Here is a 13,409-nt window from a genome sequence, read left to right as displayed (position 1 = left end):
ATGTTCAGTATCATTAACGGATGAGATGTTAGACAATCTGGTCTTACATCCTGAGCACGGCGTCATGGCAGTGCAGCATAGATGCGCAAAATTGGAGCGGCTCACGCTGTATCCGGAGAGCACTGCTCAGGCCTCCAGGGTTGCGATTGGGTGCCGGCTTGGCGCTGCTCAGGCGCCTCGCGGGTTGAGCTGTCTACGGCCCCGCGTCCGGCAACCTCACGATGCCACCGCCGCGGGGCCAGCGGCATCGGGGCGTCCCGCAGCGGTGTGTCGGGGGATTCCTAGGCCGACGGCCAGCCGAACGCGCCCGGCTGCGGAAGAAGGGCCATCACGTCGTCGGGCGTTTCGACACCTTCGGGAGTGCTGGCCAGGATGTCGTACCCTTTGGCGTACACCGCGTCGCGCCAGGCAATGGCGGCCTGAGCCTCAGCGCGGAACTGGTCGTTGGTGCTGGATGCGTAGGAGGCGCACGAGACGATGCTGTCGTAGCCGCGGGACTGCGCTACACGATCAAGCCAAAGGCTGATTTGCATCTTGGTCTCTGTCACCGGATCCGGCTCAAACGCTTCGGCCGGAATCTCAGCGCACAGCTGCTCACCATCCTCCAGCGCGTCGCCGGGAGCGACGGCGCGCCAACCTCGACCCTTAACTGCATACATGCATCACCTCGCGATCGTGTATCCCTCAACATCGACGTAGAGCCCGCCATTGCCATCGGTAACGTCATTGTTAAGTTTTGCGTAAATGGATTGGCTCAGTAGCGGGAAAGTCAGAAACCCAACGCCGGGCGACGACACGTTGTTCCAGTATTGGCCGGATGCAGGTCCCAGGCTCGCTGCATTGTCGGCCACGGTGCGGTTGAAGAACTGGCGGACAGTGACAGAATTTGCCGTCACCGGCACGACAGAAGATAGGCTTACACTGACCTCAGCCGCAGACTGCTTGTTCGCGAGGACGCGGAACGGAGTTGCGCCGGTTCCCGGATTTGTATAACTGACCAGTCCCTGGGAGGTCATCACAAACCGGATGATCGCGCCAGACGCGTCGGTCAAAATGCTGCCGATATAGCGACGGCTCGCGTCCCCAGTCTTGCTACGGGCATCGCCGAAATATGCGGCGGCAGGCACTGTCGTCACAAGCTCCACGGCAGCGGTAGATGAGTTGAGGTATGCGTAGACGTGGTAGAACGTGCTGGCGCTCAACGAAAGGCCGGAAAGGGTGATAGCGCCAGGAAAAACCAACACCCGTCCCAGGCTTTGGATGTAGCAGGCGCCCGTGCTTACGGTGAGACTCGTCCCGCTCACGTAAACCAGCACAAGACCGGCGAGGGCAGATGGTGACCACGCCACAATGCCGTCCAGCAGGACCTTGTCCGCTGCTGACATACTGCCTGCCGCGGCAGTCGTCGCCGCAGAAATGGTCAACGTCCGATTTGCGGACAGGTCGCCACCACCTCCAAGCGGTGCAGTCGTGGAAATAGTCGTCGTCTTGTCCGCTTTGGACGTGCCCAGCCCGGTGATTTGCGCTTGCAGCTTTCCCATAGCAGCCAAGAACGAATCGGTAGCGGCGATGGCGGCGTTGGTCGCGGTGGACAGGCCAGTCAACACGACGGCGCGTGCACGCGTCGCGGTGAACCACTGATTGGTAGGTGTGCTGCTCTCTGGCAGATCATCAGTATTCGCTGCGACCTGGCCGGAGATTCGCCCTTTTGAGTCACGCGCGGTCTTGTAGATCGCGGTGCCGGTGCCGCTGTTCGGTAGGTCGGCCAGGCCGTAGGTGGTAACACCCGTGGTGCCGTCCACTGCCTTGGTCAGGTCGGTGGTCGCTGCCAGCGCATTTGCAATCGCATACCAGCCCTTCGTCCCGTCCGGGCCGGTGCCGTAGTACCAGCTGGCGCCGGGCGCGTCGTTGTCACCGTCCAGCATCACCAGCACGATGTCGATGCCGCTTGTGACGATCGACCCGAGTCCTTGCACGGACACGTTGCCGCCGGCACCGCCGCCGCTCTCCAGCGCCTCCACGCGCCCGAGCAGGTCTTCTAGCTGCTTGCGCTGGGCTGGCGTCAAGCCGGCGTTGTTCGCCAAGTCCAACAGGAAGTTGTGCCACTCGCGTGTTATCAATCCTGCATCGTTGACGACAGGCGCTTGCGGGCGTGGGATGGTGGCCATCAGCCGGCTGCAGCCGCTGCAACCGGACCCACCGCAATCCAGGAGAAGGGCACGGCGCTGGTGATGCGTGCGCCGTTACGGCCGAAGTCATTAGTGTGGACCTTCACGGTAAACCCTGTGGTCGTTGCCTCAGTTTCAAAAACTGGGATCTGACCTTCGGCGGTAGCGGCGCTGGTGTTGGAGTTAGCGTTCACCACTGGCGGGGCCGAGAATGCGCGCCCGAAGTTGACGCTCCCTGCAGCCACGGTTTGTCCGCTTGCCGCCAAGCTGGACGTGCCAAACTGAATCATCATCGTGCCGATCTTCACCCCGCCGTTGAAGTTCTCCACCGGCAGCACCGGCGCTTCCGGCTTCGCTTGCCAGATCAGGTTGGCGCCATCGGTGCCGAGCACCTTGCCGGACGAGCCCGAGGGGTCAGGCACCTGCAGCACCGGACCCCACAGCAGGTTGCTGCCGTCGTTGGTCAGGAATTGGCCGTTCTGCAGCGTGGGGATGGTCGCGCCGCCGCCGGCACCGTCGTCCACATCCCGCGTCCACACCGACGTGCCGTCAGCCGCTCGCAGCACCACCGTATAGGCGCCATCCAGCCAGATGTTCGTGTTCGCCCGGCCGGACGAATCCAGCGGCACCGGGTTCTGGTTGGCGACGGTCAGATCCGAGTCCGACCAGGTGCCCTTGGGGGTGGTCGTGCCCTGGTCGTAAAACTGCAGGCTGCCGTCAGCCAGTGGCTTAAGGCCGAGCAGATCGGCGAACACCGGCGCGGGGTTGTAGAAGCGTTGAGACATGGATGCTCCGGGCAAAAAAAAGCCCCGCACATGGCGGGGCTGGGGTGGATGGTAGGATTCGGCCGAACTTATCGGGGGTTGGCCATGGAATATCTGCTTGTGCTTTGCGCGATCTTGCTTGGTGGCATTGCAGCCGGAGTTATCCGGATTGGCTCATTGCTTCAACGGATCATTGAGCTGCTGGAGCGGCGCTAGGTGCCTGGCTGGCACGTTGACTGAGAGCGTCAGCTACCTCAACCGCATCGTCGTCGCCAGCCTTCTCGCCTGCCTGGCGCAAGAGTTGTATCTGCGCTACTAGGTCGCCAGCATCACGTCTCGTGTTGCTGGCGAGCCAGGAAACCACACGCGGGTTCGTCATCATCCGCGCGCTTAGATTCGCCGCTCCCACCGTTGAAGCCGTAGAGGCCAACACCGCTGCAGCTTGCGCAACGTGGCCGGTGAACGCCAATCCGGCCGCAGAAGGTACGGCCGTAATGACGCCGCCTAGAGCGGTCTGGCGCGTGGTGCCGGACGAGTTGTAGAAAACCTTGTTGCCCTTGGTGATCGCATCCGTGACTCGCGCGATCTTGTCGATGTTGTCGCGGAATGACTTGCCATAGCGAGCGGTCTGGAACAGCTCTTTCTTTGCCTCCGGGCTCAGGTCTGCCCAGTTGGTAAGGAACGTGCGCATAGAGAAGGCATCGCCGCTGACGTCCTGCTGCCCTTTCGCTGCCCGTCCCATGCGTTGCAGGAAAGATGCAGTGACCTCCGAGCGCGCTTCTGGCGGTAGAGCACCCATCACCCTCTTCAATGGGGTCGCCCCGTTCTTCACCCCGTTGAACAGCGACATATAGGCCTGCTCGGGAGACGCCTGGCTCACCTTGCCAATGGCCTTTTCGATCTGATCAATGCGCGTCGCACCCAGCTTGTAATAGTTGTTGGCTCGATCCATCAGCTGTACTGCGCGAGGGTTGCCGGTCGCCTGCACTGCCGCAGTCATGTCCTCGGTTAGGTTTGCGTAGAGCGCACGCAGCTGTTTCACGTTGATATCAGGGTTTAGCCCGGCATCTGCGATCTTTTCGCCTACCTGCGATCGAATGCTCTTGAGTGCACTGTATGGAATGGTCCCGTTGTTCGCCTTCAGGTCCGCGGCAACACCTTCCGCCAGCCGCTCCATGAAGGGATTGGCCAGCACCTGCGACGTGTTGGTTGCGCCTGGTGTCGGCGTCGTCAGATCGGTGAGGAAGTTGTCGGTGTTTTGCGCGGCGACTTTGGTGTTGCCCGGCAGATACTTGTCGACGGCGTTGTACAGCTTGCTGGCCGTGCCTCGGAACGTGTTGACGAAGCCGCTCGGACCGTTGATTCCCTCCTGTACCGTTGCGCCCACCTGCTGCGGGGTAAGGCTTGCACCATTTGGCGCGATGGAATTTGAAAGGTCGTCGATCTGCCCGCGCACCTGCTCCTGCTGCTGGCTGCCAAGTCGCTCGATGCGGCCGGCACCACCTGGGAAATTGCCGGCGAACGTCTCCAGTGCGCTCGCCGTCCGACTGCCTGACGCTTGTCCCACGCTCGGCGTAGTTCCAGCGGCATCGAACGCCGCAATCGCGTCGCGCATGCTCTGCGTGTCCTCGCCGCGAACACTGCGCCGCACCGCTCCAGCCAATGCGGTCGGGACAGCACCGACAGGCTCCGGGACAAGTTGGGCCAGCCGGTTGGGCAGTAGCGTGCGACCAGCCAGTGCGGCAGCACCGCCTGCAGCGCCAGGCGCCAAGCCGCCTGCGAGGCCGGCGAGCAACTGCGCGCCGGTGCCACCGCCCGATTCGCGGGTCGTGCCTGCGGCAGCCGCGCCGGTGCCGGCGCTTACCAGCTGCAGCGCGGGGTTTGCCTGCAGCGTGTTACCGATGCTGGTGAGCATGTTGCCGCCGCCAGACTGCACACCGCGCGCCCCCAGGTTGGCCAGCATGTTGCCGACACCGATGCCAGTGGCGCCGCCGGTGATCGCACTGGTGACGTCGCTGCTCACTCGCTCGGCGGCGTTGGCTGGACGCGGCGCGCCAACCTTGTCGGCCAGCGAGTCCACCATGCCCGTCAGGCCGGTCTGCTGGTAGCGCTCAGGCAGCAGGCGGTTCACGCCGGCCACCAGCGGCGCCACCACCATATCCGGCAGGCCGACCACGCCGCGCAGCATCGCGCGGCCACCGAGCGCCAGATTGCGGCCGATGCTTTCCTGCGTGTCCAGCGACGACCGCCGTGCATCCAAATCCAGCGCTTCGTCTGCGGCGGCGATGCGCTGCTGGCGCTGTTCGCGCGTGACGCCGCTCTGGCCCACGCTTGCCGGCCCCGGCGTGCCGCCAGTGATCGGGATTTCCATCGTGCCAGCGTCCGGCCAGTTAACAGTCCGCTGAGTGTCCGCATCGAACGCCTGGCGCACCGTGGCCTGCTCCTGCTGCGGAACGTTCGGAGCAACTACCTCGCTCCAGTACTGGTTGCGCGCCTCTTCCTGCTGCTCAGGTGCTAGCGCTTGGTAGGCCGGCGATGCGGCCACTTCCACCCATTTCTTCGCCATGCGTCAGTTCCAGAGATTGCTGTAGGTGCCGCCGGTCGGGGCCGGCTTCTGTCCGCCGCCGCCCGTGCCGCGCTGATCGCCCGTGTACTTCTTCTGCAGAGCGCGGATCGTCTGCAATGCGGCCTGCCGCGTGGCCACTGGGACATTCGGGTTCGCGAGGTCGCCGGCCATCTGCTGATAGAGCTGCACGTCCCGATCGGACTGCGGGCCCTGCATGCGCGGCATCTTGGAAGTGAGCTGCCCCGCGATCGTCTGCAACTGCGCGGTGGCCTGCGCGCCCGCAGTGGACACGCCGAACGCAGCGGCCGCAGCATCACCAAGCTGCCCGGCCCGTCCGCCGGTGGCGTTGGGCAGAAGCTTCTCGGCCTGATCGAGAAGCGACAGCGTGTCGTTGGCGTCCCGCGTGCGCTCTTCCCGCTGCCCTTGCTGCTCGGCCTGACGCTTGGCGTTGGCCTCGATCGCCGTCGTCGCGCCGGCGCGCTGCACGGCATCCTGGGTGCGCATCTGCAGCTCCGGGGCCAGCGTGCCCAACTCCACTGCTCGCTGCGCAGCTGCAGTTGCCGCGGCCTGCTCTTCGGGCGCACGACCGACGAAGGTGTTCTGCGCACCGCCACCCGATTGCACACCGCCGCTGAATTGAGCGGCACGCGACTGCAGGAAGCGATCGACCTGATCCGAGGGGATGCCGGCGGCGATCATCTGGTTGGCCAGAGCCGCATCCTGCTCCACGACCTGCTGCCCGCCACCCTGCGGCAGCACCATCCCGCCACCCCCTTGCGTTGCAGCCATTGCGCCGGTCTGTGGGTTGAAGCTGGTGCCGTCCGGCAGATCGATCTGACCAGTACGGCCGTTCATCACACCGATACGCTCGCGACCATCCGGACCGGTGAATTTCACCTGGGTGAAGCCAGACGTTGACGCGCGTCCATCCAGGCCAAGCTGCACCCGTCGCGCCTTCTCGCGGTCCTCCGCAGACAGCCCCGCCGTCATCATCTGGAAGCTGCGCACATCGGTGGGCGTCTGCCCGGCGCTGCTGTATGCCTGGTAGAGGGCCGTCGCGGTCTGATTGATCATCGGCGCCGTCGTGCTGTCGTACGCTGCCGGCGCCTCCACGCCGAAACGCTGCAGGTCCGGCAGCATGCGCTGGTAGATGCCCGCGCGCGCCTGCTCCGGCGCTTTCACCAGCAGGCCGGCCATGTTGGCCAACGTCTTGTTGCGGCGATCTTCCGCGCTCTCGAACTGGGTCTGCTGCGCCTGCGCTACCTTCGGGTCGATCGCCGCCATCTGGCCAAGGATGCCGCTCTGCTGCTCCGGTGCCGCGGTGTAGGCCTGGCTGGCCAGCTGCGTCAGCATGTTCTGCTGGCCGCGCGCACGACCGGCGTCGCCCTGCTGCTGGACGTAGCTTGCGGCCTCCAATGGGCTGATTTGGGCCAGGAGATTTGCCATCAGACGCGCCCCGCGAAGTTGACCAGGTTGTTGCCGAAGTTGTACGCGCTGCCCTGCCCGGTCGTCGCCTGGCCTTGCCACAGGCTGGCACTGGCCTGCGGTTGATAAGCGCTGGTGCGACCGGCGGCGTAGCTCTGCAGCGCGTTGTTGCCCAGGCCGGCCAAGCCGGTGAGCATCTGCGCGTTCGCCGCGGCGTTGGTGTTGGCCGCATCGGAATTTGCCGCGCCGACGGCGTTGGCGTACCCGGTGTTGACGCCGGCAATCGCTCCTGCCGCGCTCTGGCCCATGCCGGCCAGCTGCACCAGGTTGTTGCGGTAATTGCCCAGCTGCTGTGAGGCCAGGCCAGAGGCAAGGCGGGTCAAATCGGCCTGCTGGCCGCCCGAGTACAGGGCGCCGCGCGCCGCTGCGCTCCGATCGAGTCCCTTGATGCTCTGGTCAAGCGTGAATTGGTAGTCGGGCGCCTCCATGAAGCTGCTGTAGTCGCCGTTGTTGAGCTGCGTCAGCTTGTTGATCGCTGCCTCGCCCTGGTTGAGATAGGGCTGGAAATTCTGCTGGTTGGCATAGCGGGCTTCGCCCTGCGCGGCGGCGGTGGCATTGGCGGCGCCCTGCGCCCCCTTTTTTGCCTGGTTCGCGGAATAGACGGTCGCGCCAGCGACCAGCGCAGCGCCTGTGATTGCGGCCATGTTAGATCCTCTTGGTGAAACTGCTTTCGGAGTGCCGGAACCCGGCGCGTTCGTACAGGGCGGCGGCCTGCGGCGGGCTGGTGGCCAGGTGGACCATCACCACGGCCGATGCGCCGCACTCAGCGCACGCAGGCTCCACGGCGGCCAGCAGGGCCTTGCCGACTCCTGCGCCCTGCGCTTCCGGCTCGACCCACCACACGACCTCGTAGGCCACGTTGATGCTGCGATCGAACATAAAGGGCGCCACGATCAGGCCGACCATGCCGACCACGCGCCCCTCCAGCTCGGCGACCAGCATCACGCTGTCCATCAGCTGGAAGACCAGGTTTGCGACGGTGTGGTCATCCATCGGCGTCAGCGCGGCATAGCTGGTCGTCGCATAGAACTTGCGCGACATCTCCAGGATGGCGGGCAGGTCGTCTTCGGTTGCTCTGCGGATCATCACCAGTCCCCCGATGCGCCAGCGCCGTCACTCGCCCCGCCACCACCACCCCAGTCCGACACCGGCGAAGGGTCGTAGCTGGCAATCGCGTCCGCGCTGCTGGTGCTGTCGTAGCTGGGGCAGGCCAACGCCATCGAGGCGGTGGACATTACGTCGGGACCGCTGTCCCGCGCTGGCCGATACACGGGCGCGGCGTGCGTGTTCGCAGCGGGCTTGGGTGCCACATGCGGCACGCCGCGCGCTTCGCGCGCCTTGCTGCGATGCCGGGCGGCCGACATTCCTGCTGCAGCGGTGCAAAGTGCTGTCCAGATGCTGTGCATGATTACTTTCCTTCGGGCGTAAAAAAGGCGACTGCTGTGAGTCGCCCGGTGTGTGCATCGGTGCCGAATGCCGCGAACGGCCAACGGCTGTGGAACAGCGCAGATTCGTAGATGACGCAGCGGCCCAGCTTCATCTCGGCGATGCCGACTTGCTCCCAGCGGCTGGCGTCGTCCCAGTCGCCGCGGACCAGCTCGAACAGCTGCACGTCGCCGGCATCGATCCGGTGCGCACCGGTGGCGCGGTGCCGCCAGAAGGCAGTGCCGCCCGGGCCGTCGCTCAGGTACAGCACCGCCGCGTGCGTGCCCCACCCAAGATCGGAATGAATCGCCGCGTTCGGCAGCTCGCCGCCGTAGTTGAGGCGGTAAGCCATGCCCAGCATGTTCACCGGCCCCATCGCCCGCTCAATGCCCTCGCGCAAGCCCGGCACATCGACCAGCGCAATGCGCCGATACACCTCGCCATCGTGGCCCGGCCAATCCTCGTAGCGAGCAGACAACGCTGCCTGGCGCACCGCCTGCGGATCGGCCAGGAAGTCGTCTATCACGATCATGCTTTGACCTCGATCTGCGCGACGGCGCCGTGCAGCTCCACCGGCAGCGGCGAGCTGCAGCGGATGCGCCAGACTCGGCTGTAGCTGGACCCCAGGCGCGTCATGCGGATGCGCTTGGAGTACTCGCCCACCCCGCCCAGCTCCTTGCGGCGCCAGTTCGTCCAGTTGTTCCCGCCGTCGTCGGAATAGCAGACCTCGATGGCGCGATCGGGCATTTCTGCCTGTGCGCGGAACCGGCCCTGCAGCCAGTGGCCGCGCGGGTAGTTGCCGTAGTCGCCCCACTCCTCCGTGAGCGATGGGAACTGCGGATAGGGGCGCGCGTCCCACGTCCAGGCGATCATGTTGGCGGTGCTGATCATCGACCCGCCGTGCTCGCGCCAGTAGGAGATGGTCGCCTCGTAGTAGGCGCGCTGCGCCGCGTCGTCCCGCACGCCGTTGGAGAAATACGGCAGGGTCGATTCCGACGAATTGGGGTCGAAGAAGACGTTGGGCTGATTCGGCCCGCGGTTGATCGCCGCGCATCCGTATTCGGTGAACCAGATCGGCTTTGATCCAGGCACCCATGCCGTTTGCGTTGTCTCGACGTAGGCCTGGCGCGTCACGTGCGCATTGCTCCACCACCCGCGCATGTCTTTCTGCCGATACACCCACGGCTTGTTGTAGCCGCCGTCACTGATCGGCGCGCGCGTGCCGGCCGCGCGATCCACGTAGTACCAGTCGTACAGCTCGCCGCCTTCGATGTTGGACTTGAGATACGGCACGCTGTGCACCAGCTCGGGGTTGTCGTCGGTGCGCACGTCGGCGATGGGGAAATAGTTGTCGATGCCCACGAAGTCCACATTGGCATCAGCCCACAGTGGATCGAGATGGAAGTTCAGATCGCCGTTGCTGTACTGGCGGCTGTGGTACTCCGTCCAGTCGGCCGCGTAGGACACCAGCACCTGCGGCATTGCCGCCTTCGCATTGGCCGCGAGCTGGCGCAGGTGCGCGACCGCCGGGTATGCGGTGCGGCTCGATCGCACCTGCGTGATGCCGACCATTTCCGTTCCGACGATGAACACATCGCCTGCATGGAACAGCGGCGCGCACAGGGCGATGTAGTGCCGCACGAAACGCAGAAAGCCCCATTCCCGAGTGAAGAACGTATCGATCTGCGTGCCGGCAGCCGCAGTGGCATCCGGCGAGCCGGACACACCGGGCGCCGGGTAGCAGGTCACGCGCCCGCGCCACGGGTTCACCGGCTGACTGGCGCCGCCCCAGGGATTGGGCAGCGTGTTGCCGGTGGGAACGTCCATCAGCAGGAACGGGTAGAAGACCACCCGCTTGCCCTTGCTCTTGAGGTACTGAATCACCTGCACAATCGAATCATCGGACGGCGTGGAGCCGTACACGCTGTAGCCGCCGGCACTGTTGTTGACGTAGGTCACCAGCGTGGCCGTGGTCGGCGTCACCTGCTCCACCGCCCAATTGCTTGGCGTCCAGGACACGCGATCGGCGATGCTGGGCGCCACCGCAAGGCGCGGCCGGATCTGGCACTGCCCTGCACGCAGGTCGTCGCCGAACCACGACACCACCAGGCTCACCGTCTCGCACGTCGGGAAGGTGGCGAACAGCTGGTCGAGCGCCACCATGACGTCGGTGCTGCTGGTGCCGGCGTGGCGGTTCTCCAGCACCGGCTGCTCGCCGTCGACCACGCGTAGATGCGGCACGGTCGAGTACGCGAAATTGCCGGTGCTGGGGATAAGCGTCACCCCGCTGATATCCAGGGAGGGCTGCGCCGCGGTCAGGCTGCCGGCGCCGGTACGCACCAGCAGCTCCAGACTGCTCACGAAGAACTCATTCTGCGAGGCGGCCATCGGCTGGGTGATGCGCTCGCGCACGATCGGGTCATCACCCTCCAGCATGTATTCCGGGTCCAGCACCCACAACGTGCCGGTCTGGAAGTCGCCCCCGATCCACATGCCATTCCAGTACACCAGGTCGTTCAAGCGCCAGCGGTCCATGCCGTACGACTGCCGGCGGTGCCACATCCGCGTCACCACGTCGTAGCCCCACGTTTTGCCGTCCGGGAAGGTTAGGTAGTAGACCTTGTGCCGATCGCCCTCCCACTTGAACGCGAAGGACTGCGCCCAGTTGTTGCTGCGGATCGCCTCCTGCACCGGCCCGGTGGAGATGGGCACTGCGGCGTAGCCGTCCAGCCGATACACCACCCCGTCGTCGCCCAGCCACATCACGCTGTTGTCCAGCGTCACCACGGACGCACCACTGGCGCAGCCGCGCGCCACTACCGCGCCCTTGTTCTGGAACGTGCCGGTGGTGGTGCCGGCGTTGTAGAAGAACTCGATGGTGGTCTCGTTGAAGGCCACCACGTCGTCCAGCACCTCCACCGTCACCAGCTTGTCGGGCGATGCCTCCGATTCGTAGCGATCAAGCGAACTGTAATCGAGAGCGTCAGCGAGCTCCGAGTGGAAGAAGAACCGGCCGAACGGCTCGACCTGCAGGATGTACCCATCCTTGTATGCCGCCGAGCGCGCACCGGGATACGCCTCGTCATTGATCCGGGTGAATGTGTTGTCGGCGGTGTTGAACACATAGGCGTTGCTCTGCCCGGTGGTGATCAGCAGCTGATTGCCGCCTGTCACCTGGTTGTATGCCATCTTGACCCGGCCCACACCGGGAATCGTGCCGCGCGCCGTGGCCACGCCCTTGGTGTTGATCTGATACAGCCGCGTGCCTGCAACGGCGAACAGCGAGCCGCCCACCGTTTTCAGCCCGCGCACCGCCGCCGGATCGATGTCCAGATACCGGCGCAGGCCCGGCGCCGAGCTGAGCTTCATGCGCGTGCGCGTGCCGGCCACTTCCGCAAATTCCAGCAGGAAGTTCACGGTGTCCTGCCCGGCCCACTCGCGCCCGTCCTCCTGATAGAAGCCACCGAGCAGGTCGATTTCTTGCGTTGCCATCAGCCGTTGATCCCATCGATATAAGACCCGCCGCGCCGGCCAACGCCGCAAGGCAGGTCGCCGTAACTCAGGCGGTCGTAGCTGTTGGCCTGCACCTGCGCCGACAGCGTGGACAAGCCGGACGCGGCGCGCGCGACCACATCGGGCCGCACATCTGCGCCGTACTCGGGCGCCAGCGCCAGCGCAAGGTTGTGCGCCAGCACGTCCTCCGCTTCCGGCGGTGCCGGCAGCTGCTCGGTGATCGTGCTGACATCGCTCCAGCCGATCGAGAGCCCGTCCACCTCCCAAAGCCGCACCATCGCGTTCAGCGCCTCGATGGCGCCGGACATGGTGGCGGTGTCGGGCAGGCCGCCAGGGGTGCGCACAAGGCGCAAAGCGCGCCGGATGACGCTCCCCACGGTGCCGCTGCCGGTCGCCTCCAGACGGTCGCGCCAGAGCGCTGCGACGCCCTCCTGTGCGAGGACCGGCAGCTCCTGACGGATCGGCACGCCGTACTCGGCAGCCAGACGCAGCGCGAGGTTGTGCACGAAGGCATCGATAGCCTCTGCACCGTTGGAATATGGCGCATCGATCGCGGCCGGCGTCGTCCACGCCGTAATCAGGCCGGACCGCCGCCAGCGACTGCCCAGGCTGTCCAGCGCATACAGCGCTCCGGACAGGTTGAACCCGTCCGGGTACTTCGCCACGCCCTGCCCGCTCAAGGCACGCAGTGCGCGGTAGATGATGGCGGCGACTGTGCCGGCGCCGGGTGCGGTGAGTCGGTCGCGCCAGAGGACCGCCGCCGCCGATTCCGCCAAAGCTGCAACCTCGGGCGAAATGGGGCGGCCGTACTCGCTGGCCATACGCACGGCAAGCGAGTAGGTCAGCGCCTCGTCAGCAGCGGCAGGCGTGGAGATGAGGGTTTCCGGACCCTCGACTGTCTGCCACGCCGAGATGAGCCCACTCGTCGCCCAGCGCACGCCCAAGGCGTTGAGGGCAATGCAGGCATCCCGGAAGTCCTCTGCTTCGGGTGCTTCGTTCGCATCCACAACCTGGATCAGGCGAAGCGCCCGCGAGACGATGACGGCGGCCGTGGTCATTTATGCGACCTTGGAAGCGCGGTCGGCGGCCTCGGCATCGAACGCAGCCAGCAGCGTGCTGCGGTTCTTGCCGGTCACTTCCTGCGAGCGGTACTGCTGCAGCTCTTCGTCGGTCAGCAGCGGCAGATCCTTGCGGATTTCATCGATCGCCCGGCCCAGGAAGATTTCGCCCTGCTCGGACGCGGTATGCAGGCTTTCGACGCCGTTCTGGCCCTCGATGTCCTCTTTCTTGATCGGGGTGGCGTTGGGATCGGGCGTGATGCCGTTGCCGCTGGCGGCCTCGGGCAACGATGCGTCCTTGATCATCTTGTAGCCGCGTTCCAGCACATCCTTCTCGGTGGCCGCATCTTCGACAAACACTGCCGGCGCGCTCGGGTCACCCTTGAGGTACAGGGCCTTGGGAAATTCGTTCTGGTTGTTCATGGAAGCT

The 13,409-nt window shown here is 65.3% G+C and carries 12 protein-coding genes; all 12 read right to left on the bottom strand.

The window, feature by feature from the left end; all coding sequences use genetic code 11:
• Positions 1 to 281 precede the first annotated feature (281 nt).
• On the bottom strand, positions 282 to 659 hold the full coding sequence (locus tag AC1KVE_RS16330; RefSeq protein ID WP_435013023.1) for a hypothetical protein: 378 nt from the start codon (positions 657 to 659) through the stop codon (positions 282 to 284).
• Between the two features lie 3 nt (positions 660 to 662).
• Positions 663 to 2,168 carry a hypothetical protein gene (locus AC1KVE_RS16325; protein WP_481092639.1) on the bottom strand — a complete coding sequence of 502 codons (1,506 nt, stop codon included), beginning with the start codon at positions 2,166 to 2,168 and terminating at the stop codon, positions 663 to 665.
• Positions 2,168 to 2,953 (bottom strand): gp53-like domain-containing protein, encoded by a 786-nt coding sequence (locus tag AC1KVE_RS16320; RefSeq protein ID WP_481092638.1) that lies wholly within the window; start codon positions 2,951 to 2,953, stop codon positions 2,168 to 2,170. The genes AC1KVE_RS16325 and AC1KVE_RS16320 overlap by 1 nt, the downstream gene beginning before the upstream one ends.
• A 169-nt stretch (positions 2,954 to 3,122) precedes the next feature.
• Positions 3,123 to 5,498, bottom strand: a complete 2,376-nt coding sequence (locus AC1KVE_RS16315; protein WP_481092637.1) for a hypothetical protein — start codon at positions 5,496 to 5,498, stop codon at positions 3,123 to 3,125.
• 3 nt (positions 5,499 to 5,501) lie between these two features.
• Positions 5,502 to 7,025, bottom strand: a complete 1,524-nt coding sequence (locus tag AC1KVE_RS16310; RefSeq protein ID WP_481093076.1) for a hypothetical protein — start codon at positions 7,023 to 7,025, stop codon at positions 5,502 to 5,504.
• Positions 6,944 to 7,627 carry a hypothetical protein gene (locus AC1KVE_RS16305; RefSeq protein ID WP_481092635.1) on the bottom strand — a complete coding sequence of 228 codons (684 nt, stop codon included), beginning with the start codon at positions 7,625 to 7,627 and terminating at the stop codon, positions 6,944 to 6,946. Before AC1KVE_RS16305 ends, AC1KVE_RS16310 begins: the two co-directional genes overlap by 82 nt.
• A 1-nt stretch (position 7,628) precedes the next feature.
• Entirely contained in the window at positions 7,629 to 8,069 is a 441-nt protein-coding gene (locus tag AC1KVE_RS16300; protein ID WP_481092634.1) for a GNAT family N-acetyltransferase, read from the bottom strand.
• Positions 8,069 to 8,218, bottom strand: a complete 150-nt coding sequence (locus tag AC1KVE_RS16295) for a hypothetical protein (RefSeq protein WP_481092633.1) — start codon at positions 8,216 to 8,218, stop codon at positions 8,069 to 8,071. The genes AC1KVE_RS16300 and AC1KVE_RS16295 overlap by 1 nt, the downstream gene beginning before the upstream one ends.
• 173 nt (positions 8,219 to 8,391) lie before the next feature.
• Positions 8,392 to 8,940 carry a DUF6445 family protein gene (locus AC1KVE_RS16290; protein WP_481092632.1) on the bottom strand — a complete coding sequence of 183 codons (549 nt, stop codon included), beginning with the start codon at positions 8,938 to 8,940 and terminating at the stop codon, positions 8,392 to 8,394.
• Positions 8,937 to 11,900, bottom strand: a complete 2,964-nt coding sequence (locus AC1KVE_RS16285; RefSeq protein ID WP_481092631.1) for a packaged DNA stabilization protein — start codon at positions 11,898 to 11,900, stop codon at positions 8,937 to 8,939. Before AC1KVE_RS16285 ends, AC1KVE_RS16290 begins: the two co-directional genes overlap by 4 nt.
• Positions 11,900 to 12,979 carry a hypothetical protein gene (locus AC1KVE_RS16280; protein ID WP_481092630.1) on the bottom strand — a complete coding sequence of 360 codons (1,080 nt, stop codon included), beginning with the start codon at positions 12,977 to 12,979 and terminating at the stop codon, positions 11,900 to 11,902. The genes AC1KVE_RS16285 and AC1KVE_RS16280 overlap by 1 nt, the downstream gene beginning before the upstream one ends.
• The gene (locus tag AC1KVE_RS16275; RefSeq protein ID WP_481092629.1) at positions 12,980 to 13,402 is read right to left on the bottom strand and encodes a hypothetical protein; all 423 of its coding nucleotides are present in this window, start codon (positions 13,400 to 13,402) and stop codon (positions 12,980 to 12,982) included.
• Between the last annotated feature and the right edge of the window lie 7 nt (positions 13,403 to 13,409).

The sequence above is a fragment of the Xanthomonas sp. NCPPB 2864 genome (assembly GCF_056675615.1).
The sequence above is the reverse complement of the archived record's forward strand: the minus strand, read 5'-3'. Positions and strand labels throughout refer to the sequence as shown.